This window comes from Streptomyces sp. NPDC004284 (assembly GCF_042874035.1).
In the GTDB taxonomy this organism is placed as follows: domain Bacteria; phylum Actinomycetota; class Actinomycetes; order Streptomycetales; family Streptomycetaceae; genus Streptomyces.
In genome coordinates, this window is sequence record NZ_JBIAMJ010000013.1 from 122,582 (window position 1) to 146,674 (window position 24,093).

Consider the following 24,093-nt stretch of genomic DNA (forward strand, 5'->3'; position numbering starts at 1 on the left):
CGGGGCGAGGAGGAGCTTCCGCCGCTCCTCCCGCGTCATGGACGGGGTGTCGGAGCCGTCGGCGAGGCGCTGCCGCATTCCGCTCGCCTTGAGGTCCGCCACAGCCGGACGGCGAGCGTGGCCGCCAGTGCGGTCCCGAGCACCGCCCAGGTCGCCGGGTGGGTCCACACAGAGGTGTCGAGCTGCTTCGCGAGCACGAAGACCCCCATGACGACGACGAACCAGCCGAACGCCGTGCGCAGGGTGTCCTGCGGGATGCGGCCCGCGAACCGGCCGCCCACGAGACTGCCGGCCACCGCCACCGCGGTGACGGTCAGCGCCGGACCCCAGTCGATCCCGACGCCCGAGAGATGCCCGGCGAGACCGGCGAAGGAGTTCATCCCGATGACGAGGAGGGACGTGCCGACCGCGATGCCCATGGGCAGCCCGCCGAGGACGGCCAGCGCCGGGACGACGAGGAAACCGCCGCCGGAGCCGACCAGCCCCGGCACCGCGCCGACGAGAAGACCCTCCACCGCGATGTGCCTCAGGGGCGGATCGTCATGGACCCGCCGCGGCTTCTCCCCGCCGGGCCGGGGCCTGCGGAGCATCGCCACCGCGGTGGCGAGCATCATCAGGGCGAAGGAGACGAGCAGGACCGTCCCCGGAACGTACTCGGCGAGCCGTCCGCCTCCGTACGCGCCGGCCATGCTGAACCCGCCGAAGAGCAGCCCGGTCCGCCAGCGGACCCTGCGGGCCCGGGCGTGGGGGACCAGCGCGGCGAGGCTGGTGACACCGACGACGAACAGGGAGGTGGCGATCGCCTCCTTGGTGTCCTGCCCGGCCAGGTAGACCAGGATCGGCACCATCAGGATCGAGCCGCCGCCCCCGAGGACCCCGAGGGTGACACCGACGAGCAGGGACGCCGCGATGACCAGAGCGGTCACTGCGTGCTCCGCAGCTCCGCGATCACCGTACGGATGTCGGTACGCGGCCCGCGGTTGTACGGCAGCTTGGACAGCAGCACGCCCATGGCGCAGGAGTTGCTGAGGGCCGCGTAGGTCAGGCCCGCGCCGACCGCGGTGCCGATCAGGTGGGCGCCGGGGACGAACACCCCGATGAGGCCGGTGGCCAGGACGATCGAGCCGGCCACGAGCCGGACCTGGCGCTCCATGTCCCACCGCTCCGGGCCCCGCTCGACGGGCGCGCCGACCGTCTCCCAGGCGACGATGCCGCCCTCCAGGACGCGGAGGTTCGGCAGGCCGGCCTCGGCGAGGGCCTTCTCGGCCTGCGTGGCGCGCTGTCCGGAGCGGCACACGAGGACGACGTCCTCGTCGAGGTGGGCCAGCAGCTCGGCGCGGTGCTCGCGGAGGGTGTTGAGCGGCACGTTGTACGAGCCCGGGATGTGCGCCGTACGGAACTCGCCCGGCGTGCGCACGTCGAGCAGGCGGGGGGAGCGCCCTTCCTGGACGAGCCGGTGCAGTGCGGCGGGAGTGAGGGAGGAGACGGGTGCGGGGGTGCTGCTCATGGGATTCGGAAGTCCACTTCGAGTCGGAAGAATATACCCAGGGGGGTATTCAGAAGGTTGTGCGGGGCCCCGAGTGAGGAACGGAGAGGGGTGGGGTGGTCAGGCGTCGACGGGCCCGGCCGTCGGCTCCGTCAGCGCCCAGGCGGCGTATCCGCCGAGGACGTCGGAGACGTCCTGGAGGCCTCGCTGTCGCAGCAGGCTCGCGGCGATGGAGGAGCGGTGGCCGCCGGCGCAGTGCAGGACCAGCGGCCGGTCGGCGGGCAGCTCGTCCGCGCGGTGCGGGAGTTCGCTCAGCGGGATGTGCAGGGCGGACTCGATGAAGCCGTTCGCCTGGCGCTCGCCGCAGGTGCGCACGTCCACGACGACCGGCGGCCGCTCTCCCGCGAGCGCGGTGCGCAGGTGCGCGGCGGTGACCCGACTGGCGGGGGAGACCTCGTCGGCCAGCGCCTCCAGGGCGTCCTCGGGGTTGCGCAGGTAGCCGGCGACCCGGTCGAAGCCGATCCGGGCGAGCCGGGTGACGACCTCCTCCTCCCGGTCCTGCGGCGCCATGACGACCAGCTCGGCGGCCGGGTCGAGCACGGTGCCGGCCTGCTCGGCGAAACGCCCGTCGGCGGGCACGTTCACCGCCCCGCGCAGATGCCCGGCCGCGAACTCCTGCGGGTCGCGTGCGTCCACCACGACCGCGCCGGCGGCCCGCAGCTCGCCGAACTCGGCGAGCGCCAGCGGGCGGGGGGCGGCCGCGTCGTAGCGGGCGCGGTCCTTGCGGTTCAGCTCGGCGTCGTACGCGAAGTAGCCGGGCGCGGCCGACTGGCCGGCGGTGACCAGCGCGACGAACTCCTCGCGGCTCATCGGCGCGCAGGCGTAGTTGGTGGCCCGCTGTTCGCCGATGGTCGACTGCTTCTCCGTCGACAGGTTCTTGCCGCAGGCCGATCCGGCGCCGTGCGCGGGGAAGACCCGTACCTCGTCCGGCAGCCCCATCAGCTTGTTCTGCACGCTGTCGTGCAGCATCGCGCCGAGCTCCTCGGCGGTCACGCCCACCGAGGCGAGCAGGTCGGGACGGCCGACGTCCCCGATGAACAGCGCGTCGCCGGTCAGGACGCCGTACGGCACCTCGTCCCCGGCCCGCTCGTACACGAGGACGCTGATCGACTCCGGCGTGTGCCCGGGGGTCTCCAGGACCTCCAGCGTGACGTCACCGAGGGAGATCCGCTCGCCCTCCGCGAGCTCGCGGATCGGGTACTCGGTCTCGGCGCGCCGACCGTATCCGATCCAGGCGCCGGTCTCGTCCGCCATCTCCAGGTGGCCGGCGACGAAATCGGCGTGGAAGTGGGTGTTGATGACGCCGACCACCGTGAACCCGTGGGCGGCTGCGTCGGCCAGGTACTCCGAGACGTCCCGGCGGGGGTCGACGACGACCGCCTGGCCCGTGCGCTCGTCGGCGATCATGTAGGACGCCTGGGAGAGGCAGTCCAGGTAGTACTGGGTGAAGAACACGGCAATCCCTTCATCAGGAGCACACGCCGAGGTGGGTGCGGGGGTGCGGGGCGGTCGTACCGCGTGCGTGCGGGCGTCCGGCCGGCGGTTCTGCCTGCGACGGAGGCGGTGTCCGCCTCGAAGCACCTCCCGCTTCGATACCCCCCTGGGTATTTACGTACTCGACCGTAAGGGGGTCTCCAGGGGAAGTCAAATACCCCCCTGGGTATCGCGGGTCACAGGGGTGCGCCTCTCGATGTCCGGTCCCGAATGCCGGCAGGGGTATTCGGGGCTGTGGGTGCGCGTCTCGTGGAGGGGTGGAGATCGCGCGATGCCGGTGTAAAAACGTGGCATGCGCACGCAGATTTTGCCGTCCCGTGGTTGCCGCTCCGAGGGGTCCGTCAGAATCTTGGTCACCATGCCCTCGGGCAACTGGTACTGCTGGTCACGGGGGGTGCAAGGGGCCCTCCGCCCTGAGTGGGGGAATGTTCATGCACCTCGAGTTCCGCCACCTCCGTGTCCTGCTCACCGTCGCCGAGGCCGGCAGTATCCGCAGAGCCGCGGCACGCCTGCAGCTCTCCCAGCCCGCCACGAGCGCTCAGCTGAAGCGGATCGAGCACGAGCTGGGCGGCCCCCTCTTCACCCGCAGCGCCGAGGGGGTGAAACCGAACGAGAACGGTCAGTACGTCCTGCGCTGCGCCCGCGACCTCGTGGTCGGCTTCGACCGGCTGCGCGAGCACGCGCGCTCGGCCGCCGAGGCGGACGGGGGGACCGCCTCGCCGCTGCGGGCGGGCGGAACCGCCGGCCCCCTGGTGTCGCTGCTGATCTCCGCCCTCTTCGAGCTCGTCCCGGAACGCCGGCTCGGCATAGACGCCCGCCGTTCCGTGCACACCCTGGTGAAAGCGCTGAGCCAGTCGAAGTGCGACATAGCGGTCTTCGGCGAGTTCCCGGGATTCCCCCTTCCGGTCGGCGATTCGGTGGTGACGCGCACACTGCTGCGCGAGCCGGTCTTCGTCCTGCTCGCCGAGGACCACCCGCTCGCACGCCAGGAGATGGTCAGCCTGCGTGACCTGAGGGGCGAGGAGTGGGTCATGCCGGAGGCCGACGAGAGCGGTGTGCACGCGTACCTCCATCTCACCTGCCAGTCGGCGGGATTCACGCCGCGGATCGCGCACGTGACGCCGGACCTGTCCGTGGCGCAGATCCTGGTCGCGGGCCGGCGCGCCGTCTGCGGCGTATGGCCGACCGCCGATGTCCCCGCCCAGGGCACCGTGCAGCGGCCGCTCGTGGACGTCCCGTTCCACCGGCGGCTCCAGCTGGCCTGGAACACGGAATCGGTCCCGGCGGGACTCGCCGACGCGGTGGGCGAGCGTCTGCTGGCCGCGTACCTCTCGCTGGTGCGGCAGCGGCCGCAGTACCTGGCCTGGTGGGAGGGCGGCGGCGAGGAGTTCGCCCTCGGCGCCGCGGACGGCTGACCGTCCGGACCGCGGTGCCCCGCACCGTACAGCTCCACGGGCGACCGTCCGGGCCGTGCTTCCTCGTGCCGTACAGCTCCGTGGGCGGACCGTCTGGTTCGTGCTTCCTCGTGCCGTACAGCTCCACGGGCGACCGTCCGGGCCGTGCTTCCTCACGTCGTACAGCGCCACGAGCGCCCGGCCGGACCGTGTCCCCTCGCGTCGTACGACTCCGCGGCCGCCAGCCCTGGCCGCCGTGCGCCCCACCGTATAACTCCACAGTTGTATCCCACATGGGATCACGTCAGGCACATGTCACCTGGTGAACACTTCGCGTCAACGTCCCAGGACGTCGTCACCCCCCACGACGAGCGAAGGAAACACCCCGTCATGTCCCGTCCCCTTCTTGCCCTCTCCACGATGGTCGCCGCCGCCGTCATCACCACCGGCGTGGTCGCCGTACCGGCGTACTCGCAGCCCGACGCGGTGCAGCACGGAACCTCCGCCCGCGACACGGCGATATCCCGGGCCGAGGCGAACGTGACCCGTCACGCCGACACCTTCGGCTTCGGTGCCGGCCAGGCGCTCCAGGTCAAGGACGTCGTGATCGACGCCGACGGCACCCAGCACGTCCGCTTCGACCGGACCTACCGCGGACTCCCCGTCGTCGGCGGTGACTTCGTCGTCCACCAGAAGGCCGACGGCTCGCTCAAGGGATCCAGCCACGCCAAGGCCCACGGCGTGGCGGTCAAGTCCGTCACCCCCGCCACCGACGCCAAGGGCACCGCGGCCGGCGCCCTGAAGCGCGCGCGGGGCCTCGTCAGCGACGCCGAGTCCACCCCCGAGCTGATCGTGTGGGCCGCCGACGGCGCCCCCCGCCTGGCCTGGCGCACCACCGTGCAGGGTCTGGGCGACAAGGGCCAGCCGCACGGCGAGGTCTTCGTCACCGACGCCACCACCGGCGTCGCGATCGAGAACTACGACGTCGAGCACGAGGCGACCGGCACCGGCCACTCCGAGTACACCGGTGACATCACCCTCGACACCACCCTCCAGTCGAACGGCACCTTCGCCCTCATCGACCCGGTCCGCGGCCACATCACCAAGGACGCGCACAACGTCTCGTCCTCGTCCCTGAACAGCTCCTCCGGCACCCTGTTCACCGACGCCGACAACACCTGGGGCGACGGCAAGAAGTTCTCCACGGACCGCGCCACCGCCGCCGTCGACGCGCACGCCAACACCGCGATGACGTACGACTACTACAAGGCCACCTTCGGCCGCAACGGCATCAAGAACGACGGCCGCGGCGCCACCGTCTTCGTCCACGTCGGCACCAACTGGGACAACGCCCAGTGGTCGGACTCCTGCTTCTGCATGATGACCGGCGACGGCAACGGCACCACCGACCCCGAGCAGGTCGACCTCGACACCATGGGCCACGAGATGACCCACGGCGTCACCTCGGCCACCGCCAACCTGCGCTACAGCGGCGAGTCCGGCGGCCTGAACGAGGCCACCAGCGACATCCTCGGCACGATGGTCGAGTGGTACGCCAACAACCCGATCGACACCCCCGACTACCTCTTCAGCGACCAGTCCACCCCGCCGTGGCTGCGCCGCTTCGACAAGCCCTCCCTGGACGGCCGCTCCGCCGACTACTGGTCGAAGTCCGTCGCCCGGCTGGACGTGCACAACTCCTCGGGCGTCGGCAACCACTGGTTCTACCTCGCCAGCGAGGGCAGCGGCAGCAAGACGATCAACGGCATCACCTACAACAGCCCGACGTACAACGGTTCCACCGTCACCGGCATCGGCAACCAGAAGGCCTCCGCCATCTGGTACCGGGCGCTGACCGTCTACATGACCTCCACCACGGACTACAAGGGCGCCCGCACCGCGACCCTGAGCGCGGCGAAGGACCTCTACGGCGCCACCAGCCCCGAGTACGCCACCGTGGCAGCGGCCTGGAGCGCGGTCAACGTCCTCTGACGCGGCCGGTCCCACCCCAGGTCACGAGTTCGGGCCCCGTCCGCATGGACGGGGCCCGACCCGCGTGCGGCGGCGGGCCCGCCGAACCCCCGAGCGTCAGAGGCGAGCGGGTCGGGGCGGCCGTCCCCGGCGACGGACGCCGCTCGCGCCGCCGTTCCACGCGGCTCCCCGGCCGAACTCCTCCGCGAGGAGCGCGGCCGTCCGGGCCACGAGCGGGTTGTCGGTCGGGGCGTCCTCCTCGGGCTGGGTGGTGAGGACGGCGAGGAGGATCGGCGTGCCGTCCGGGCGCCAGGCGATGCCGACGTCGTTGGCGCCGCCGTGGCGCCCGGAGCCGGTCTTGTCGGCGAGGAGCCAGTCGGCGGGAAGGCCGCGGCGGAACTTCTCGGTGCTGGTGGTGTTGCGGAGCATCCAGCCGGTGAGCCGCTCGCGGTCGTGGGGATCCAGTGCGTCGCCCAGCACGAGGCGGGCGTAGGAGAGGCCGATGGCGTGCGGGGTGGTGGTGTCGGTGACCCGCCGGGGCTCCGCCGAGTTCAGCTCGGGCTCCCAGCGGTCGAGCCGGGTGACGCGGTCCCCGATCGAGCGGCAGAACCGGGTGACGCGGGTGGGGCCGCCCAGTTCCCTGAGGAGCAGGTTGGCGGCGGCGTTGTCACTGAAGCGGAGGGCGGCGTCGCAGAGTCCGGCGACCGTCATGCCGCCCGAGACGTTCTCGGCCGCCCCCGCGACCGGGGAGAGGCCCGACCCGTCGACGTACGCCCGGGTGTAGCGGACGCGGCGGGCGAGGAACTCCCCGTCGCGGTCGAGGTCGCGCAGGACGGCCGCGACGGCGAGCGTCTTGAACACGGAGGCCATCGGGAAGCGCTCGCCCGCCCGGTGGGCCACGGTCCTCCCCGTCCGCATGTCACGGGCGAACACGCCGAGCCGCGCGGTGTGTTCCCGCTCCAGCCGCCTCAGCCGCGCGACGACGCCGCCGGTCTCCGGCGCGGCCTGCGCCGCTCCGCCGCCCAGGGCGAGCGCGGTCGTGAGTGCCGTGCCGGCGCCCAGGGCGAGCGCGGTACGGCGGGACGGTCCTGGTCCGTGGGAGTGCAAGGCGATTCCTTCCGAAGGGGGCACTGCTCTCGTACGCTCCCTTCGTACGCCTCGTCACCCCCGTGGCCCGCGCAGGCGGCTCCGTACGCCGTGCGCCCGGGGGTGATCCGCGCCCCGGAGGACGTCGTCGACGTCAGGCGTCGGGGGCCATGTCGTACGTGACCCACATGGTGCGGGTGGCGACCTGGTCGTACTTGGAGCGGGCGCGGTGGTTGTCGTCGGCGGTGATCCAGCGGACGACGCTCCAGCCGCGCTCGGCCCCGATCCCGCGCAGCGCGCCGAGCAGCAGGTCCACCACGCCGGAGCCACGGCTCTCCGGGTCCACGAAGAGGTCGTCGAGCCAGCCGCCGACGGTCGCGGACAGCGGGCGCGCGAACGGCCGGAAGTGCGCGATCCCGACGAGCCGCCCGTCCGCGGCCTCGGCCACGAGACCCTCCACCTCGTGGGCGGGGTCGTGGATCCAGGACCAGACCGTCTGCGCGGCCTCCTCGGTCTGCTCGACCCGGTAGAAGTCGGCGTACCCCCGGTACAGGGCACGCCACTGGTCGAAATCGCCCTCGCGGACGGGACGGACCACGACGGCGGCGGTGTCGGACATGACTGCACACTCCTCACGCACCGCTCCCTGCGGTGCCGACCCAGTGGATCATGCCGTGTTCCAGCTGGTGAACGCCGGTCCCATCCGTGAGCGGGGCCGGCCGTCCTCAGTCCCTCGGGCCTCGACCTGCCGCGCCTCCCGCGCCGAGGGCGCGCAGCACGCTCGTACGGAGGGAGGCGGCGGCCTCGTCCCGGGGGACGCGGCCCGCGGCGGCCTCCTCGCCGGCGGCGTGGCCCAGGGCGATCGTCGCGGCCACGAGCCAGGCCGGGGACTGGTCCGGGTCGAACTCGCCGGCCCGCTGCCCCCGTTCGATCAGGCGCAGCAGCCGGTCGGTGACGGGCTCGTGGTCCGCTCCGGCCCGGTCCCCACCGTGCTCGGCGGCTGTCGGGGTGGCGGCCCGGAGGAGCGCGGTGTGGCGCTCGAACGTCTGCCAGCCGATGTCGAGCAGCCGCAGTACCGCGGCCGATGCGGGACCCGCGTCGAGTTCGGCGGCGTCCATCGCCGCCATCGCCTCCTGAGTGACCCGGTCGATCACCGCGCCGACCAGGTCCTCCCGCGAGGCGAAGTGGGCGTAGACCGTCTGCCGGGTCACGCCCGCCCGTGTCGCGACGGCGGCCAGGCCCGCGTCCGGCTGCTCGCTCAGAAGGCTGGTCGCGGCATCCAGGATGGCCGCCCTGCTGCGTTCGGCGTCGGCCCGCAGGCGGCGCCCCGGAGTCCCGGCAGAAGTCAATTCTTACACCCTTGTCAAAGTTAGAGGCCCGGCATATCTTACAAGCGTGTCAGAGATCATAGTCTCGCGTCCGGAAGGGACGACCGTGAAACCACTCGAAGGCACGACCCCCGAGCAGTTCGTCGCCGACTTCTTCACCTCCTACGTCCAGGACGTCGTGCACAGCGGCGACGACCCGGGACCGCTGGCGGACCGCTACTACGCGCCCGACATCGTGCAGATCAGCGATGGGATGGAACTCGACCGGGAAGGGCTGCTCGCTCACGCCCGGACGCTGCGCAAGAACCTCCTCGACTGCCGGTTCGAGGTGCACGAGGCCCTGGCGGCCGAGGGCCGGATCGCCGCACGGTTCACCATCCACGCCCGGATGCGCAAGGGACCGGCCGTCGCCAGGGAGGTGCACATGTTCGGCGAGCTCACCCCGGAGGGGAGGCTGCGCCGGGTCACCCAGCTCTCCCGGACCCTGCCCGCCACCGCCGTCCGACCCGAGCAGGAGCAGCGGTGACCGAGTCGGCCTCCGCCGCGGACCGGCCCGTGCCCGTACGACTGGCCGAAGGTGCCGCCCTGCTCTCCACCGGGCTGCTCGCGGGCGCGTTCGGCTACGGCGCCGTCAACCTGGCGCCCACCTTCCACGCGGTACCCCTCGACATGCGGCTGTCGTTCCACGCCGAGCTGATGAAGATGAACGGCATCACCATGCAGACGACGATGGCGGCGTCGGCGCTCAGCTCGCTGGCCCTGGCCGCCATGACCCGCGGCACGGCGCGGCGACTGGCCGGCGGGGCCGGACTGCTGGCCGTCTCGTCCTTCCTGATCACCCGCTTCGGCAACGTGCCGATCAACGGCCGGATCAAGCGGTGGGCCGTCACCTCCGCGCCCGCCGATCACGCGGAGATCCTGCGGCGTTGGGATCTCTTCAACGACCTGCGCACCCTCGCCGCGCTGTGCGCCTTCGCCCTGCTGATCGCCCTCGCGCTGCGCCGGCCCCGGCCCGCTGCCCCTTTGCCCCTCCGGGACACCCTCGCGGCGCGTGCGAGGACCTGACGGGCCGGGAGCTGTGTGAGACTCGCCGTATGGATGGCGGGCGGGAGTCGCGGTGGGAGAAGGACGCGATGACGGTGGAGATCATGTTCGCCCTGGTGACGGCGGGTTTCCCGGCCGCGATCGTGTTCGGAGCGCTGTTGGTGCCGGCGGTGCTCGTCGGTGTCTCCGAGCCCGCGGGGAAAGCCCTGCTCGTGGTGGGGGCCGTGCTGGCCGCCTGCGCCGCGGTGTGGCGTGTGGTGCGGGTGCTGCTCCGGTTCGACGCGAGTCGGCGCCAGGGGCGTTGAGCACGGTCCACCGGCGCGGCGGGTGGGGGCGGGCCGGCGCCGTCGTGCGCGCCGGCCCGCCGTCGGTCACCTCGCGAAGCCGTAGTCCAGCAGCTTCTTGACGTCGGCCGCCCTGTTCGCCTCGGACGGCGCGGCGAGCACCGTGCCGATGACCGTCTTGGTACCGCGGGTGGCCGCGAAGACGAGGCAGTACTTGGCCTGCGGACCCGAACCGGTCTTCACGCCGATCGCGCCGCTGTACGTGCTCAGGAGCTTGTTCGTGTTCGTCCACGACATGTACCGGTAACCACCGCTCTTCGTGGTCACCTTCTGGGACGTGGACTTCGTCTTGACGACGGCGCGGAACGTGGAGTTCTTCATCGCACTGCTCGCGATCTTCGTCAGATCACGCGGAGTCGAGTAGTTCTGCCCGCTGCCTATGCCGTCGAACGAGTCGAAGTGGGTGTTCCGCAGGCCGAGCCTCTGCGCCTCGGTGTTCATCTTCCCGATGAACGACTTCACCCGGGCCGCCCGCGTGGTGCCGGTGCCGAACTTGTCGGCCAGCGCGTAGGCGGCGTCGCACCCCGACGGCAGCATGAGGCCGTAGAGGAGCTGTCGGACCGTCACCTTGTCGCCGACGATGAGCCGGGCCGAGGAAGCGTTGTTGGCGACGATGTAGTCGCTGTAGGCCTTCTGGATCGTGACCTTGGCGTCCAGGTTGAGGTTCGGCTGGGACAGCACCACCTTCGCGGTCATGATCTTCGTGGTGGAGCCGGTCGACCGGCGGGTGTCCGCGGCCTTCCCGTACAGCGTCGTACCCGTCCCGTTGTTCATGACGAAGGCGCCGGGGGCGGTGATCGACGGGGCGGTCACGGCGTTCGCCTGGCCCGCGAAGAAGCCACCGGCGAGTACGGCAGAGGCCGTGAGCGAGACGGTCACGGCACTGCGCAGGCCGAGTGTCGGAGTCAGCAAAGTCTTCTGTCCTTGGTAGGAATCGATGTGTTCCGGGTCCGGTTCGAGTCCGAAGGCGGGCCCGGCGCATAGAAGACGCGCGAGACGGCTCCAGGGATGCACGGTGAAGGCCGTGAAATTCCTCGCGTTCTCGCCGGTGGCCGCCCCGCGGGGGGCGGCCCGTGCGCGCGTCGGTGCGCCCGTCCCGCGTCTCGGGTTCGGCGAGCGCGCGCCGCACGCGCGAGCGAGACCCATCGGGGACCAAAGATGTTGTGCACCTGCATTCAGATGTAGTACTTCTTATACATGAGCGAGCAGGTACACAACAGGCTGGCCGTTGTCAGAGCAGAGCGGAAAGTGTCGCGTCAGGCACTGGCCGAGGCAGTGGGCGTCCACTACCAGACCATCGGCTACATCGAACGCGGCCAGTACAACCCCAGCCTCGACCTGGCCCTGAAAGTGGCCGGGTTCTTCGGACTGCCGGTGGAGGCGCTGTTCTCCCTGGAGCCGTTCCAGCCGCTCACCGACGAGGTCTACGGGAGGAAGCAGTGATGGCCGCGACGCGCTACGACCGACGAATGTACGCGGTGATGAACGACCGCCGGGCGGCGGCCGCCTACGCCACCGTGACCCGGCGCCGCCTTCTGGTGGGGGCTCACATCGCCCTCACCCTCACCGGGGTGGGCGCATGGATCGCCACGGTCTTCGGACCCGGATACGGCCTGCTCGGCGTGGTCGCCGTGGTGATGCTGCCCTGGATGCTGCTCACCGGCATGCTCAACGGATCCACGCGCGGACTGCTCGAACTGCGCGGCCGGATGCTGGACGAGCGCCAACTGGCCGAACGCGACCGGGTGCGCGCCCTGGCCCACCGCGTCACCCTGTGGCTGCTCCTGGCCGGGGTGTTCGGCTTCGGCGCCTACGGCGTCCTGACGGACGCACCCCTGCAGGCGGCCGTGGCCCCGGTCCTCGTCGGCGTGCTCGCCGTGCACTGGATGATGCCGCTGTGGGTGGCGGGGCTACGGGTCCAGGACGATCTGGCCGACGACCTCGGCGGGGAGTCCTGAGCCCCGCCGCCGTCACGCCCCGTGCGGGGCGGCCTGCTTCGCGGCGGTGACGAAGGCGCGGATCAGGTCGTGGTCCTTGACGCCCGGGGCGGACTCGACGCCGCTGGACACGTCGACGCCCCAGGGGCGGGCCTTTCCGATCGCCTCGGCGACGTTGTGCGGCGCGAGCCCGCCCGCGAGCAGCCACGCGCCCTCGGGGCGGGCCGTGTCGAGCAGGGAAAGGTCCCACGGCTCGCCGGAGCCCGCCCGGGGCGAGTCGAGGAGGAGGACCTCCTCGCCGTACGCGCCGACGCGCGTGTCGGGCCGGTCGTTCAGGGACGTGGCCCGCCACAGCCGCGGGAAGACCTCGGCCGCGGCCGCGAAGTCCTCCTCGCGATACGCGGTGCCGTGCAGCTGGAGAGCGCCGAAGCCGAGCTCGCCGGCGATGCGGGCCGCGTCGGCGGCAGGGGTGTCGTTGACCACGAGGACGGACAGGACGCCCGGCGGCACATGCGCGGCGAGCCGCACCACCCGGTCCCGGTCGAGCCCGCGCACGCTGGTGCCGCTGATCACCAGGCCGACCGCGTCCGCGCCGGCGGCGGCCGCCACGTCGATGTCGGCGGTGGTCCCGAGCCCGCACACCTTGACGAACACGTGTCTCTCCTCTGCTGACCTCTGACGCGGCGCCCCGAGCCTACCCACCCCCGACCACCCGCCGATACGACGCACCCCCCGCAGTCGCATGCCGTATGCGGAATCCGCATGCGAATTGCTAGGTTGGCGCCATGATGGGTGTGGAGGAGCTCCTGAGGACCACCGTCTCCGCGTTGATGGCGCGGACGGGAGAGCGGCAGCAGGACCTTGCGGCGGGGATCGGCCAGTCCCAGGCCCAGGTGTCGCGCAAGCAGCGCGGCCAGCAGCACTGGTCGCTGGAGGACGTCGACCTGCTCGCCGCGCACTACCGCCTGCACGTCCTGGACCTGCTGGCCGGGCCGACCCACGCGGTGGGCGTCCTGCACGGAGCCGTATCCGCCCTCCAGCCGTCCGGCGAGCCGACGGCCCCCCGGCGCCCCGTCGCCGCGGAAGCCGCCGGACCGGCCCGGCAGGCGACCGGGGAACACGCCCCGCAGCCGAGGCCGTGCGTGCTGTGCGGGCAGCCGGCCGTGGACGATGTCGACGGCTACCCGCAGCACCTCGACCCCGCCGACTGCGCGGCCGCCGTCGCGGCGGCGAGCGCCCCGCGGCCGACGACGCGCCCCGAGCCGACCCCTGCGGCACAGCCGGAGCCCGAACCCGAGTCGACCCCCGAGCCCGAGTCGATCCCCGTGGCGCAGCCGGAGTCCACGTCCGAGCCGACCCCCGCGGCACAGCCGACGATTCCGCCCGAGCCGGTGAATCCGCCCGAAGAGCCCCCGGTCCCGCCGGAGCAGCCGCTCCCCGCGCAGCAGCCCCCCGCCCCGGGCGCGGGCCATGGCACCCCCGCGTACGCCTCCGGTCTGCTGGTGGAGCAGATCACCGGACGCGTGCACGAGGTGCTGGACGAATGGGCCGGTGACGTCGACGCCGCGCAGGCCGCGTTGGTCAAGGCCGCGATCCCGGACGTGATGGCCCTTCTCAAGGCCTCGCGGGTCGGCGGCCGGTACGAGCACTCCGAGTTCCCGCCGACGCGGGACATTCTGAGGAAGAAGTCGCAGAAGGGCGCGGACGAGATCTGGGAAGGCCGCCCGAAATGGCGCAACGCCGCTCTGTTCGCTGCGGCGAAGCGCGGTGAACGCATCGAGGTGACCGCGCTCGACATGAACGCCGCCTATCTCTCCGCACTCAAGTGCTGGCTGCCGATCGGGCAGCTCCGCGAGGTCACCAGCGGCGTCCACGACCCGAAGACGGCCGGTGTCCACCTCGTCACGCCGTCCGCCTGGGAGCACACCGACCTGCCCGATCCGCTCGGAAACCGCATGGAGCCGGGGGAGTTGTGGGTGAGCGAGTCCACTCTCCGCCTCCTGCTCGACTGCGCCCGCCAGGGCCTGGCCGACGCCCCGGTGATCCATCGGTCGCTCGTGTCGGGGGCCTCGGAGGCGCTGCTGGAGAAACTCCGCCGCGCGCTTGCCGAGACGCGCAAGAACGCCCTGGAGGAGGGCGACGAACTGACCGTGGCCTATGTGAAGGCCATGTACTCCAAGTTCGTGTCGACGATCGGCGAGTCCAGCGCGAACCGGGAGATCCGCCGCCCGGACTGGATGCACATCATCCGCGCGAAGGCGTTCGCGAATCTGTGGATGAAGGCGAACAAGGCACGCCGGGCCGGACTTCAGGTGGTGGAGATCTCCGGCACCGACGAACTCCACGTCGCCGGCGACTGGCGCACGGTGTTCCCTGAGGGCCGGGACCTGAACCAGGTCAAGGAGAAGAGCACCTACGTTCTCGGAGGCAAGGGCTGAGGGCGGGTTCACCGGACCTGTGGTCGCGCTGGGGCGAGTGGCGGAAGGCCGACGCGGACGGGATGAAGGGCGGTGAGGCACTGGTCCTGGAGCTCAACCGGATCGTCCACACCTCCGGCATCGCCTCGCCCGTCACGTCCGGACGAGGACTGAACGCCCGCCTGCGCTCCCTCGACAGCCAACGCACCATCACGGTCCGCTACATCTGGACCGACCTCGTCAACGCCTGGGCGAACCGCGACCAGAACCTCGTCGACGAGATCTGGGACGACGTCATCTCCGACCTGGGCTCCGCCTACGCCGCCTACGCCTACGTCACCTCCGTCGGCATCGGAGCCTGACCGCCCCGGCGGCCCCCGTCCGACTCCGGCGGACCCGCCGGGAGGCGTTCGGCGCCTCCGTCCGCTCCCAGGCCCGCGAGCAGGCGGAGTCCGTCCTCCGAGGGGCTGCCCGGGGCCGCGGACAGCACCAGCAGCTCCGTACCCGACTCGTCGGGGAGGGCGAAGTTCTCGTGGTGCAGTTCCAGCGGTCCGACCAGCGGATGCCGGTACGCCTTGCGGCCGTGTCCGCGGGCGCGGACGTCGGCGCGGGCCCACAGGCGGCGGAAGCGCTCGCTGCCCATCGCGAGTTCGCCGATGAGCGAGGCCAGGCGAGGGTCGTCGGGATGCTTCCCGGCGGCCAGACGCAGGTGCCCGACGACGTCGAGGGTGCACGTCTCCCACTCCGCGTACAGGCCGCGCTCGGTCTCCTCCAGGAAGATGTGCCGGGCGGTGTTCAGGCCGGGGATCGGCCGCCCGTACAGGAGACGGGCGAGGCGGTTGCCGGCCAGGACGTCCAGACGGTGGTTCATGATCAGCGCGGGCGCGTCGGTGACCAGGTCGAGGATCCGCAGCAGCTCCGGCCGGAGGCGCGCGCCCGGTGTCCTCGCGGGACGCCGCCGCTGCCGGGCGAGCCGGCACAGGTGCCCGCGTTCGGTCTCGTCGAGGCCGAGGACACGGGCGAGCGCGTCGAGGACCTGCTCCGAGGGCTGTGTCGCCCGGCCCTGCTCCAGGCGTACGTAGTAGTCGACGCTCACCCCGGACAGGTGCGCGACCTCTTCACGGCGCAGCCCCGCGACCCGGCGCCGGCTGTCCGCGGGGATGCCGACCGCCACCGGGTCGACCCGGGAACGCCGGGTCCGCAGAAAACCCGCAAGATCGTCCATGCCCCCAGTATGGCTTCGGCCACGCCCGCGAACGTGGCCCTGCCAGTACCAGGAAGCCCGGTCCGACGGAAGTGGCGCCCCTGAACGACGGCCGCCGCGGCGCCCAGGATCGAAGGCATCCGATCCGAAGGAGTCCCCATGAAGACGCTCATCGTCCACGCCCACCCCGAGCCCAGGTCGCTCAACGGCTCGCTGAAGGACCTCGCGGTGTCCACCCTGGAGTCCGCGGGACACGAGGTGCGCGTCAGCGACCTGTACGCGATGAACTGGAAGGCGGCCGTGGACGCCGCTGACTACGGCCCCGACGCCTCCAGCCCCCTGAAGGTCGTCCTGGACTCGGGCCGCGCCTTCGACGCCGGGACGCTCGCCCCGGACGTCCTGGCCGAGCAGGAGAAGCTGCTGTGGGCCGACACGGTGGTCTTCCAGTTCCCGCTGTGGTGGTACACGATGCCCGCGATCCTCAAGGGCTGGGTGGACCGCGTCTTCACCTACCGCTTCGCCTACGGCGTCGGCGAACACAGCGACACCCAGTACGGCGAGCGGTTCGGCGAAGGCACCCTGGCCGGCCGGCGGGCCCTGCTGTCGGTGACCGTCGGCGGCCCGGAGCCGCACTACGCCGCCCGCGGGATCAACGGCCCCATCGACGACCTGCTGTTCCCGTTCCAGCACGGCATCCTCTACTACCCCGGCCTCGACGTCCTGCCCCCGTTCGTCCTGTACGGCACCGACCGCATGACCGACGAGGACTACGGCGTCGCCGCCAAGGCCTGGGAACAGCGCCTGCTCACCCTGGAGTCGACCGAGCCGATCGCCTTCCGGCGGCAGAACTTCGGCGACTACGAGATCCCCTCGCTGCACCTGAAGGAGGGGCTGGAGCCTGCGGGGCGCAAGGGGTTCGAGCTGCACGTACGCGGCTGAGGAGCGCGGAGGGACAGTCCACGGGGGGTGGTGCGCTTGACCCTCACGCGGCGTGATGCCGCATTGTCTCCGGCATGGAGGAACACCTGACCGTGGGACGCGTCGCCGAACTGGCCGACGTCAGCGTCCGCACCTTGCATCACTACGACGAGATCGGCCTCGTACGACCGTCCGCACGGACCTCGGCCGGATACCGGGCCTACTCGGCGGCCGACGTGGAGCGACTGCGGGAGGTGCTCGTCTACCGGCGGCTGGGCTTCGGGCTGCGCGAGATCGCGGATCTCGTCGACGACCCGGCCACCGACGCGGTCGCGCACCTGCGCAGGCTCCGCGGCCTGCTGCGGGACCAGCGCGACCGCGCCGCCGCCATGGTGAAGGCCATCGACAGGGAACTGGAGGCACGGGCCATGGGGATCGACACGACGCCGGAGGAGCAACTCAAGATGTTCGGCGGGCAGTTGTACGAGACCATCGGATCCGCCTATCCGGCGACGCGACGCACCGAACCGCGGATCGCCGCGCGGGTCTGGGAGGCGCTCGGGGACGCGCGGACGGTACTGAACGTGGGGGCCGGCACGGGCTCGTACGAGCCCCCGGACCGCGACGTGACCGCGGTGGAACCGTCGGCCGTCATGCGGGCGCAGCGCCCCGCCGGTGCGGCGCCGTGCGTGGCCGCCGAGGCGGAGAACCTGCCCTTCGAGGACCAGTCCTTCGACGCCGCGATGGCGTTCAGCACCGTCCACCACTGGCAGGACCCGATCGCCGGACTGCGCGAGTTGCGGCGTGTGGCCCGGCGGGTGGTGGTGTTCACCCACGACGACAGCGAAACCGGCTGGCTGAACCGTTTCTGGCTCAGCCGCGACTACCTGCCCGAGGTCGCCGGCCTGGTCACCGGCCGCCCCTCGGTGCACGAACTGGCGGACGCGATAGGGGCCCGGCTGGAGCCGGTGCTGATCCCCTGGGACTGCGCCGACGGCTTCTTCGAGGCCTACTGGCGCCGGCCGGAGGCGTACCTGGAAGAGCACGTGCGCCGCGCGGTGTCGGTATGGACCCGAGTCGGTCCGGAGGCCGAACGACGGGCGGTGGACATGCTGCGCGAGGACCTCGACTCGGGCCGGTGGGCCGAACGCAACCGCGAGCTCGTCGACCTCGACGCGGCCGAGCTCGGCCTCCGCCTCCTCGTGGCCTGAACCCGAACCGGCGCACGCCCCCGCACCGCGGCCGCCGGTGCGGGGGCGGTCGCGCGGGAGGCCTCAGCGGTCCAGCGCCGCGTCGAGGGTCATCGCGGCGGTGATCAGCGCGAGATGCGTGAAGGCCTGCGGGAAGTTGCCCAGCTGCTCGCCGGTCGGGCCGATCTCCTCGCCGAACAGGCCGACGTGATTGGCGTACGTGAGCATCTTGTCGAAGGCGTACCGGGCCTGCTCGAGGCGGCCGGCCCGGGCGAGGGCGTCCACGTACAGGAAACTGCACAGGGAGAAGGTGCCTTCGGAGCCGCGCAGGCCGTCCGGGGAGGCGGCCGGGTCGTAGCGGTAGACCAGGCTGTCGGAGACCAGCTCCTTCTCCATCGCGTCCAGGGTGGAGAGCCAGCGCGGGTCGCGCGGCGCGACGAAGCCGGTGATCGGCATCAGCAGCAGCGAGGCGTCCAGTACGTCACTGCCGTAGTGCTGGACGAAGGCCCGCCGCTCGGCGGACCAGCCGTGCTCCATCACCTGGTGCAGCACCGCGTCCCGGGCGGCGGTCCAGCGCGGCAGGTCGGCCGGGCGGCTGAGTGCGGTGGCCATCCGTACGGCGCGGTCGAAGGCGACCCAGCACATCACCCGGCTGTACGTGAAGTCCTGGCGCCCGCCACGGGTCTCCCAGATCCCCTCGTCCGGGCGGTCCCAGTGCTCGCACAGCCAGTCCACGGTGGCGGCGAAGCGCAGCCAGCCGTCGTAGCCGGCCAGCTGCGCCAGGTCGCGGGCCTGCGCGAAGGCGAAGACGGCCTCGCCGTAGATGTCGAGCTGGAGCTGGTCGGCGGCGCCGTTGCCGGCCCGGACCGGGGCCGAGCCGCGCCAGCCCTCCAGATGGTCCAGCACCTCCTCGCGCAGGTGGGGGTCGCCGTCCACCCGGTACATGATCTGCAAGGGCTCGCCGCTGACCGTGCCACCGGCCTGGAGCCGGGCGCCCAGCCAGCGGCGGAAGGCGTCCGCCTCCTCGGTGAAGCCGAGGTCGACCATGGCGCGCACCGACAGCGAGGCGTCCCGGACCCAGGTGTAGCGGTAGTCCCAGTTGCGTTCGCCGCCGACCTGCTCCGGCAGGCCCATGGTCGCGGCGGCCACCGGCGCGCCGGACGGGGCGTACGTGAGCAGCTTCAGGGTGATCGCCGAGCGGTTGACCTGCTGCTGCCAGCGACCGCGGTAACGGCAGCGGCTGATCCACCCGTGCCAGAAGGAGCGCACGGAGTCGAAGGCGGCCCGCAGGCTCGCCTCGTCCGCCGGCGGGGGCCGCTCGGCGCCGGGCACGTCCAGGGTGAGGACGGCGGCGGCGCGCTGCCCGGCGGTCAGCTCCACCTCGGCGTGGACGTCCGCACCGCCGCGTCGCAGCGGGACGGCGCCGAGCACCTGGAGGTGCGCGGCGGCCGTGGTGCCGGTGAAGTGCGCGGTGGCGCCGTCGAGGACCAGTTCGTGGGCCTCCCGGCCGTAGTCGAACCGTGGCCGGCACTCCAGCGCGAAGCGGACCGTGCCCCGCACCACCCGCATCACCCGGATCAGGGTGTGCCGGTCGGAGGGGACGGTCGGGTCCTCGGCGAGCGGCATGAAGTCGGCCACCTCGCCGACCCCGTCAGGGGTGAGGAAGCGGGTGAGCAGTACCGCGCTGTCGGCCAGGTACAGCTGACGGGCCGTCGTGCCCGGTGTCTTGACGGTGATCGAGAAGTGGCCGCCGCGCTCGCTGTCCAGGAGCCGGCCGAAGACACTGGGCGAGTCGAACCGGGGCGAGCAGAGCCAGTCCACGACCCCCTCGGCGGAGACCAGCGCGCACGTCTGCAGGTCTCCGATGAGGCCGTGGTCGGCGATCGGCGGGTAGCGGTGCATCGGCGGGGTCCTCGTGGGCTCGGGCGACGGAAGACGGTCCTCACCCCCACCCTCCGACGACACGGTCCTCCGGGCCACCGTGACTCCGCCGAACAGGCACCCCGGTCACGTGCCGGCAGCGCACGCCCGTGACCGAGTCGGCGGCACACGACCGAGGCCGAGCCGGCTGCGGTGCCGACGGGATTCGAACCCGCGGACGGACGGGGGCAGGCCCGCCCCGTCTCCGTCAGTCGCCGTGAACGGGGACTCGCTCACGGCGATCGCGAGGGGCCGCTCTGCCACGGCACCGCAGCCTGCGGGGACGCGCGCCCCCGCTCCCGTCGAGCGCAGGGACGCCGTCGCCTCGGGGTGAACGCTTATCCGGGGGAGGAGCCCCGTCCCCGTCCGCCCGGGACCCTCGGAGTCACAGCTTGCGCTCGGCCGCGGTGATGCCGCGCAGTCCCCACAGCCCGTACGCGGCCAGCAGTGGTTTGAGCAGCGTCCACTCGCCGAGGCGGTAGTCCTCGCCCCGGACGAGTCTCTCGGCGAGATCGGGGCGCTGCCGGCGCAGGTACGCGCGTGCCTTGAGCGCGTGCGCCGGCTGGGACACGATCACGATGCGCTGCGCGTCCGCCAGCAGCGGGATCACATGGGTGATGTTCTCCCATGTGGTCCGGCTCCGGTCCTCGACGAGGACGCGGCCCCCGAAGCGGAGGGCGGACCGCGCGTGCTCGGCCATCAGCCGCGCCTCGGCGATGTCGCTGCCCACCGGTCCTCCGCTGAAGACGACCACGGTGTCGGGCCCGTCATCCGCGCCGACGGAGCGGAGCCCGGCACGGACCCGCCAGCGGTTGACGAGGTTGATCGCATCGGACGGGTTGCGGTAGCCGAGCACGACCACCGCCTTGGAACCGTGCCGGTCGTCATTGACCAGGGTCTTCGACCAGCGCCGGTTCAACCACTCGCCCCAGGCCAGGAGGGCGACACCGGCGGCCGGCCACGTCCACGCGCGCATGCCACGGGATCCTAGGGCCTCGGCGGACACCGGTGAAGACGGTGCTTCCGGCGCGTCACTCCAGGAACGCCGGCGCCAGCGCCGCCGTCATCAGACGCTTCGGGGCGCCCGAGCCGTCGGCCGGGACGCTGTAGAGGTCGGCGCCGTAGTCGCCCGGCAGGGAGTACACGACCGTGCGGCCGTCGAGCCAGACGGCCTGGTCGTCCACGCTGCGGGGCTCGGCGAGCGCGGTCTCCCGCAGGGTGGTCAGGTCCAGGGCGTACTCGTGCCAGGGCGCGTCGGCCGGGGCGCCCGCGACGCGCTTCTTGTAGACGATCCTGGTCTCGTCGGGGGACAGGGAGGGGCACTCGACGTTCTCGTGGAGGGTGGTGACGGTACGGGCCGTCAGGTCGCCGCGCACCAGGTAGGTCCGGCCGGCGGTCGCCATGGTCGCGTAGAAGTGCCGGTCGTCGCGGGAGAAGGTGACGCCCCAGAAGTTGGTGTCGGAGGCGTGGTACTCCTTGCCGTCCTTCACCACCCGGAACTCCTCCAGGGACGTGGTGAGCCGGCCCGTCGCGCTGTCCAGGACGGCGGTACGGGTGGAGAAGCTCGCGCTGGCGTACGAGTCGCCGCCGACGAACACCGTCCACGCCACCAGTCGACCGGACGGCGAGACCCGGGCGCGGGTCGGGATGCCCGGCAGGGGGTAGTGGGCCCGCTCCTTGAGCGCCGAGTCGAGGACGACCGCCCGGTAGGTGTCGTCCACCGCGCCGCGCACGGCCTGGAGGCAGATGCCGGTGCCGCCGGCCGCGTGGAAGCGCAGGCACTTCACCCCGGACGAGGTCCGCGGACCGGCGGGGGAGCCGGCGGGCACGGTGACCAGCTCGTCGCGGTGCGGACCCCAGGCCATGTTGCGGAAGACGATCCGGCGGTCGGCGCCGGCCGCGAGCGAGACCCGTCCGGACCCGATCGCCGGGCCGCCCGCCTGCGGGCGGTCCTTCTCGGCCGCCCGGTCGGCCGCGTGCAGCAGCGACGCGGCGGCCACACCGCCGAGCACGACGAGCGTCGCGAGCAGGACGAGCAGCTTGTTGCGCAGGGTCATACGGGTGTTTCCTCCGAAACCGGGGCGGTGGGCGGGGTCGGGGCCTGCGCGGTGGGCCGCAGGGCGAACGCCGTCGCCGCGCACACCGCGAGCACGGCCGTCGCCGCGCCGACCGCCCAGCGGTCGCCCCACGCGGTCCAGGCCGCGCCGAACGCGATCGAGCAGCCGAAACGGGCGAGCGCCTGCCCCGTCTGGATCAACGCGAGCCCGGACGAACGCAGTTCGGGTGGTACGCAGCCGGCCGCCGCCGCCATCAGGACGCCGTCGGTCGCCGCGTAGAAACCGCCGTGCAGGGCGAGCACCAGATAGGGGAGCGCGGGGCTCTGCCAGCCGCTGAGCAGCGCCCCGTACACGAGCAGCAGGGCGGCGTGACCGCCCAGGAACACCCGCCAGCGGCCGATCCGGTCGGCGAGCCGCCCGAGCGGCACGGCGAGCAGCAGGAAGGCGGCGGCGGTCCCGATCGGCAGGAGTGCGAACCAGCGGTCGGTGACGCCGAGTCGCCGCTGCAGCAGCAGGTAGACGAAGGAGTCGCTGACCGTCGCGAGCCCCAACAGCAGTGCGCACAGCGCGAGTCGGCGCACATCGGGCACCCGGAGCAGGCCGAGCGCGGCCTTGAGCGAGGCGCGCGGCGCGCCCTCCGGCGGCACGGCCGGGGGCTGGGGGCGTGAGGGTACGAAGAGCAGCAGGACGAGCACGCCGACCGCCGCCACGCAGAAGCTGACCGTGAACACGGCGTCGTAACCGTCCGCCGCCTGCCGGAGGATCAGAAAGGCGACCAGGGGGCCGATGAGGGCGCCCGCGGTGTCCATCGCGCGGTGCACGCCGAAGGCCCGGCCGCGCGATTCCTCGGGCGACGCCAGCGAGATCAGCGCGTCGCGCGGCGCGGTCCGCAGGCCCTTGCCGGTGCGGTCGGCGGCCAGCACGGCGCCGATCAGCGGAAGCGAACCCGCCACCAGGAGAAGGGGCTTGCACAGCGCGGAGAGTCCGTAGCCGAGCGCCGCCACCGTCTTGTGCCGGCCGCCGCGGTCGGCGAGATGGCCGCCGACGAGCCGTACGAGCGCGCTGAAACCGTTGTACACGCCGTCGAGCAGGCCGAAGCCGAGCGGCGAGAGGCCGAGCCCGGCGACCAGGTAGAGCGGCAGTACGGCCGTGACCATCTCCGAGGACACGTCCGTGACGAGGCTGACGGTCCCGAGCGCGAGTACGGTCGGGGCGACGGCGGCGCGCCGCCCGGGACCGAGGTCCCGGGCGGCGCCCGTCGCGGCCGTCGCGGGGGTGCTGCGACTGTCCGCTACGTACACGTCAGGGCGTCCAGATGCCGGTGATCGGGGCGGCGTTGGCGGCCTGGCCGGCGTGCGTGGTGCCGTACATGTCCTCGATGGTGCGCAGCAGGTTGTAGTGGTTGTACGTGGTCGCGGACGTCGAGCCCGGCACCACCTGCTGGCCGTAGAGGACGGTCGCGATCTTGTTCCCGGCGAGCCGGTTGTCCTCGTCGAAGGTCACGACGAGCAGGCTGTTGTGGGTCTTCGCCCAGGTCGCGTAGGCGCCCAGGTTGTTCTTCAGCCAGGTGTCACCGGTGCCGACGGAGCAGTCGTGCATGTCGCTGCACAGGTTCGGGACCACGAAGGACACCTGCGGCAGCGTGGTGTAGTCCGTGGGGAACTGCGCCATGGTGTACGCCGACGAGGTCGGGACGTTCGAGAAGCCGAACCACGGGTTGTGCTTGCGGGCGTACTTGCCGCTGCTGCACGTGGTCGAACCCTGGCTGGGCAGGGTCTCGTTGTAGCTCTTCCAGGTCTTGCCCGCGGCGATCAGCTCGGAGGCCAGGTTCGGCGCGGACGAGAAGCCGGGCGTGTAGCAGCTGTCGTCCGTGATGCCCTGGGTGGAGCCCGAGAACATCGCGAAGTAGTTGGGCTGGCTGGGGTGGGTCTCGCCGTACGACTGGGTGAGGTTGGCGCCGCCGGCCTTCAGCGAGTTGATGTACGGGGCGCTGGAGCTGTCGATGATCTGGTTGTAGGCGTGGTTCTCGAAGACGACGACGACCACGTGGTCGGGGGTGGGGACGGTCGCCGCGGCCTGGGCCTGCGAGGTGCCGCCGATGCCGGCCCAGAGGCCGATCGAGGCGGCGGCGAGGCCGAGGGTGGACAGAAGGGCGGTGCGGCGTTTTCTGGGCGCGCCGGACACGGCTACCTCCGGTTGAGGGTGATGACTACGGGAGCGGTGCAACCGGCAGGCTAGGAGTG

Annotated in this window: 25 protein-coding genes and 1 tRNA gene; 11 read left to right on the forward strand and 15 right to left on the reverse strand. The window is 72.2% G+C overall.

The window, feature by feature from the left end; genetic code table 11:
* Positions 1-35: 35 nt before the first annotated feature.
* The 3 genes from ACFYUS_RS28335 to ACFYUS_RS28345 form a co-directional block, all read right to left on the reverse strand.
* On the reverse strand, positions 36-926 hold the full coding sequence (locus ACFYUS_RS28335) for a sulfite exporter TauE/SafE family protein (protein ID WP_388857947.1): 891 nt from the start codon (positions 924-926) through the stop codon (positions 36-38).
* The gene (locus tag ACFYUS_RS28340) at positions 923-1,507 is read right to left on the reverse strand and encodes a rhodanese-like domain-containing protein (protein WP_388857950.1); all 585 of its coding nucleotides are present in this window, start codon (positions 1,505-1,507) and stop codon (positions 923-925) included. The genes ACFYUS_RS28335 and ACFYUS_RS28340 overlap by 4 nt, the downstream gene beginning before the upstream one ends.
* Before the next feature lie 99 nt (positions 1,508-1,606).
* The gene (locus ACFYUS_RS28345) at positions 1,607-3,001 is read right to left on the reverse strand and encodes a rhodanese-like domain-containing protein (protein WP_388857953.1); all 1,395 of its coding nucleotides are present in this window, start codon (positions 2,999-3,001) and stop codon (positions 1,607-1,609) included.
* A gap of 470 nt (positions 3,002-3,471) precedes the next feature.
* On the opposite strand from ACFYUS_RS28345, the gene ACFYUS_RS28350 reads away from it, so the two are divergent.
* On the forward strand, positions 3,472-4,455 hold the full coding sequence (locus ACFYUS_RS28350; RefSeq protein WP_388857956.1) for a LysR family transcriptional regulator: 984 nt from the start codon (positions 3,472-3,474) through the stop codon (positions 4,453-4,455).
* 369 nt (positions 4,456-4,824) lie between these two features.
* Positions 4,825-6,426 carry a M4 family metallopeptidase gene (locus tag ACFYUS_RS28355; protein WP_388857959.1) on the forward strand — a complete coding sequence of 534 codons (1,602 nt, stop codon included), beginning with the start codon at positions 4,825-4,827 and terminating at the stop codon, positions 6,424-6,426.
* 96 nt (positions 6,427-6,522) lie between these two features.
* Here ACFYUS_RS28355 and bla read toward each other — a convergent pair whose 3' ends face one another.
* The 3 genes from bla to ACFYUS_RS28370 all read right to left on the reverse strand — a co-directional run bounded on the left by bla (position 6,523) and on the right by ACFYUS_RS28370 (position 8,840).
* Positions 6,523-7,512 carry a class A beta-lactamase gene (gene bla / locus ACFYUS_RS28360; RefSeq protein WP_388857962.1) on the reverse strand — a complete coding sequence of 330 codons (990 nt, stop codon included), beginning with the start codon at positions 7,510-7,512 and terminating at the stop codon, positions 6,523-6,525.
* Positions 7,513-7,645: 133 nt separating this feature from the next.
* Entirely contained in the window at positions 7,646-8,110 is a 465-nt protein-coding gene (locus tag ACFYUS_RS28365) for a GNAT family N-acetyltransferase (protein ID WP_388857965.1), read from the reverse strand.
* Between the two features lie 106 nt (positions 8,111-8,216).
* Complete coding sequence (locus ACFYUS_RS28370) at positions 8,217-8,840, reverse strand: TetR/AcrR family transcriptional regulator (RefSeq protein WP_388857968.1); 624 nt, start codon at positions 8,838-8,840, stop codon at positions 8,217-8,219.
* 85 nt (positions 8,841-8,925) lie between these two features.
* On the opposite strand from ACFYUS_RS28370, the gene ACFYUS_RS28375 reads away from it, so the two are divergent.
* From ACFYUS_RS28375 to ACFYUS_RS28385, 3 genes are read left to right on the forward strand one after another with little or no spacing between them, the layout of a single operon-like run.
* On the forward strand, positions 8,926-9,345 hold the full coding sequence (locus ACFYUS_RS28375) for a nuclear transport factor 2 family protein (RefSeq protein WP_388857971.1): 420 nt from the start codon (positions 8,926-8,928) through the stop codon (positions 9,343-9,345).
* Positions 9,342-9,884: an anthrone oxygenase family protein gene (locus ACFYUS_RS28380; RefSeq protein ID WP_388857974.1), complete on the forward strand. Its 543-nt coding sequence runs from the start codon at positions 9,342-9,344 to the stop codon at positions 9,882-9,884. Before ACFYUS_RS28375 ends, ACFYUS_RS28380 begins: the two co-directional genes overlap by 4 nt.
* A 29-nt stretch (positions 9,885-9,913) precedes the next feature.
* Positions 9,914-10,168, forward strand: coding sequence for a DUF6332 family protein (locus tag ACFYUS_RS28385; protein WP_388857977.1), 255 nt, complete (start codon positions 9,914-9,916; stop codon positions 10,166-10,168).
* 66 nt (positions 10,169-10,234) lie between these two features.
* Here the strand turns inward: ACFYUS_RS28385 and ACFYUS_RS28390 are convergent, their stop codons facing one another.
* Complete coding sequence (locus ACFYUS_RS28390) at positions 10,235-11,098, reverse strand: D-alanyl-D-alanine carboxypeptidase family protein (RefSeq protein WP_388858249.1); 864 nt, start codon at positions 11,096-11,098, stop codon at positions 10,235-10,237.
* Positions 11,099-11,404: 306 nt separating this feature from the next.
* Between ACFYUS_RS28390 and ACFYUS_RS28395 the strand changes: the two genes are divergently transcribed.
* Together ACFYUS_RS28395 and ACFYUS_RS28400 are read left to right on the forward strand one after the other, a co-directional pair.
* Positions 11,405-11,650, forward strand: a complete 246-nt coding sequence (locus tag ACFYUS_RS28395; RefSeq protein WP_388857980.1) for a helix-turn-helix transcriptional regulator — start codon at positions 11,405-11,407, stop codon at positions 11,648-11,650.
* Positions 11,650-12,165, forward strand: a complete 516-nt coding sequence (locus tag ACFYUS_RS28400) for a hypothetical protein (protein WP_388857983.1) — start codon at positions 11,650-11,652, stop codon at positions 12,163-12,165. Before ACFYUS_RS28395 ends, ACFYUS_RS28400 begins: the two co-directional genes overlap by 1 nt.
* A 12-nt stretch (positions 12,166-12,177) precedes the next feature.
* Here the strand turns inward: ACFYUS_RS28400 and ACFYUS_RS28405 are convergent, their stop codons facing one another.
* Positions 12,178-12,798 (reverse strand): phosphoribosylanthranilate isomerase, encoded by a 621-nt coding sequence (locus ACFYUS_RS28405; RefSeq protein ID WP_388857986.1) that lies wholly within the window; start codon positions 12,796-12,798, stop codon positions 12,178-12,180.
* Positions 12,799-12,929: 131 nt separating this feature from the next.
* Here ACFYUS_RS28405 and ACFYUS_RS28410 point away from each other — a divergent pair, with 131 nt between their 5' ends.
* Positions 12,930-14,582, forward strand: a complete 1,653-nt coding sequence (locus ACFYUS_RS28410; protein WP_388857989.1) for an acyltransferase — start codon at positions 12,930-12,932, stop codon at positions 14,580-14,582.
* Between the two features lie 62 nt (positions 14,583-14,644).
* Positions 14,645-14,923, forward strand: a complete 279-nt coding sequence (locus ACFYUS_RS28415) for a hypothetical protein (RefSeq protein ID WP_388857992.1) — start codon at positions 14,645-14,647, stop codon at positions 14,921-14,923.
* Here the strand turns inward: ACFYUS_RS28415 and ACFYUS_RS28420 are convergent.
* The gene (locus ACFYUS_RS28420; RefSeq protein ID WP_388857995.1) at positions 14,893-15,786 is read right to left on the reverse strand and encodes a helix-turn-helix transcriptional regulator; all 894 of its coding nucleotides are present in this window, start codon (positions 15,784-15,786) and stop codon (positions 14,893-14,895) included. The two genes, ACFYUS_RS28415 and ACFYUS_RS28420, sit on opposite strands and share 31 nt — an antisense overlap.
* Before the next feature lie 138 nt (positions 15,787-15,924).
* Between ACFYUS_RS28420 and ACFYUS_RS28425 the strand changes: the two genes are divergently transcribed.
* Positions 15,925-16,704 carry an NAD(P)H-dependent oxidoreductase gene (locus ACFYUS_RS28425; RefSeq protein ID WP_388857998.1) on the forward strand — a complete coding sequence of 260 codons (780 nt, stop codon included), beginning with the start codon at positions 15,925-15,927 and terminating at the stop codon, positions 16,702-16,704.
* Positions 16,705-16,778: 74 nt separating this feature from the next.
* A complete protein-coding gene (locus ACFYUS_RS28430) occupies positions 16,779-17,894 on the forward strand; it encodes a MerR family transcriptional regulator (RefSeq protein WP_388858001.1) in 1,116 nt (371 codons plus the stop codon).
* Between the two features lie 63 nt (positions 17,895-17,957).
* On the opposite strand, the gene ACFYUS_RS28435 is transcribed toward ACFYUS_RS28430, so the two are convergent.
* The 6 genes from ACFYUS_RS28435 to ACFYUS_RS28460 form a co-directional block, all read right to left on the reverse strand.
* The gene (locus ACFYUS_RS28435; protein ID WP_388858004.1) at positions 17,958-19,775 is read right to left on the reverse strand and encodes a glycoside hydrolase family 15 protein; all 1,818 of its coding nucleotides are present in this window, start codon (positions 19,773-19,775) and stop codon (positions 17,958-17,960) included.
* A gap of 169 nt (positions 19,776-19,944) precedes the next feature.
* Positions 19,945-20,063, reverse strand: a tRNA-OTHER gene (locus ACFYUS_RS28440).
* A gap of 115 nt (positions 20,064-20,178) precedes the next feature.
* Positions 20,179-20,769, reverse strand: coding sequence for a YdcF family protein (locus ACFYUS_RS28445; RefSeq protein ID WP_388858007.1), 591 nt, complete (start codon positions 20,767-20,769; stop codon positions 20,179-20,181).
* Positions 20,770-20,824: 55 nt separating this feature from the next.
* Positions 20,825-21,850 carry a TolB-like translocation protein gene (locus ACFYUS_RS28450; RefSeq protein WP_388858010.1) on the reverse strand — a complete coding sequence of 342 codons (1,026 nt, stop codon included), beginning with the start codon at positions 21,848-21,850 and terminating at the stop codon, positions 20,825-20,827.
* A complete protein-coding gene (locus tag ACFYUS_RS28455) occupies positions 21,847-23,151 on the reverse strand; it encodes an MFS transporter (RefSeq protein WP_388858013.1) in 1,305 nt (434 codons plus the stop codon). The genes ACFYUS_RS28450 and ACFYUS_RS28455 overlap by 4 nt, the downstream gene beginning before the upstream one ends.
* Position 23,152: 1 nt before the next feature.
* Entirely contained in the window at positions 23,153-24,034 is an 882-nt protein-coding gene (locus ACFYUS_RS28460) for an alkaline phosphatase family protein (RefSeq protein ID WP_388858016.1), read from the reverse strand.
* Positions 24,035-24,093: the final 59 nt, after the last annotated feature.

What these genes read in the sequence shown, in the direction of transcription:
- ACFYUS_RS28340 (WP_388857950.1), bottom strand. Translation starts at nt 1,507, where the DNA reads ATGAGCAGCACCCCCGCACCCGTCTCCTCCCTCACTCCCGCCGCACTG.
- ACFYUS_RS28350 (WP_388857956.1), top strand. Translation starts at nt 3,472, where the DNA reads ATGCACCTCGAGTTCCGCCACCTCCGTGTCCTGCTCACCGTCGCCGAG.
- ACFYUS_RS28355 (WP_388857959.1), top strand. Translation starts at nt 4,825, where the DNA reads ATGTCCCGTCCCCTTCTTGCCCTCTCCACGATGGTCGCCGCCGCCGTC.
- ACFYUS_RS28365 (WP_388857965.1), bottom strand. Translation starts at nt 8,110, where the DNA reads ATGTCCGACACCGCCGCCGTCGTGGTCCGTCCCGTCCGCGAGGGCGAT.
- ACFYUS_RS28385 (WP_388857977.1), top strand. Translation starts at nt 9,914, where the DNA reads ATGGATGGCGGGCGGGAGTCGCGGTGGGAGAAGGACGCGATGACGGTG.
- ACFYUS_RS28395 (WP_388857980.1), top strand. Translation starts at nt 11,405, where the DNA reads ATGAGCGAGCAGGTACACAACAGGCTGGCCGTTGTCAGAGCAGAGCGG.
- ACFYUS_RS28400 (WP_388857983.1), top strand. Translation starts at nt 11,650, where the DNA reads ATGGCCGCGACGCGCTACGACCGACGAATGTACGCGGTGATGAACGAC.
- ACFYUS_RS28410 (WP_388857989.1), top strand. Translation starts at nt 12,930, where the DNA reads ATGATGGGTGTGGAGGAGCTCCTGAGGACCACCGTCTCCGCGTTGATG.
- ACFYUS_RS28415 (WP_388857992.1), top strand. Translation starts at nt 14,645, where the DNA reads ATGAAGGGCGGTGAGGCACTGGTCCTGGAGCTCAACCGGATCGTCCAC.
- ACFYUS_RS28420 (WP_388857995.1), bottom strand. Translation starts at nt 15,786, where the DNA reads ATGGACGATCTTGCGGGTTTTCTGCGGACCCGGCGTTCCCGGGTCGAC.
- ACFYUS_RS28425 (WP_388857998.1), top strand. Translation starts at nt 15,925, where the DNA reads ATGAAGACGCTCATCGTCCACGCCCACCCCGAGCCCAGGTCGCTCAAC.
- ACFYUS_RS28430 (WP_388858001.1), top strand. Translation starts at nt 16,779, where the DNA reads ATGGAGGAACACCTGACCGTGGGACGCGTCGCCGAACTGGCCGACGTC.
- ACFYUS_RS28435 (WP_388858004.1), bottom strand. Translation starts at nt 19,775, where the DNA reads ATGCACCGCTACCCGCCGATCGCCGACCACGGCCTCATCGGAGACCTG.
- ACFYUS_RS28445 (WP_388858007.1), bottom strand. Translation starts at nt 20,769, where the DNA reads ATGCGCGCGTGGACGTGGCCGGCCGCCGGTGTCGCCCTCCTGGCCTGG.
- ACFYUS_RS28450 (WP_388858010.1), bottom strand. Translation starts at nt 21,850, where the DNA reads ATGACCCTGCGCAACAAGCTGCTCGTCCTGCTCGCGACGCTCGTCGTG.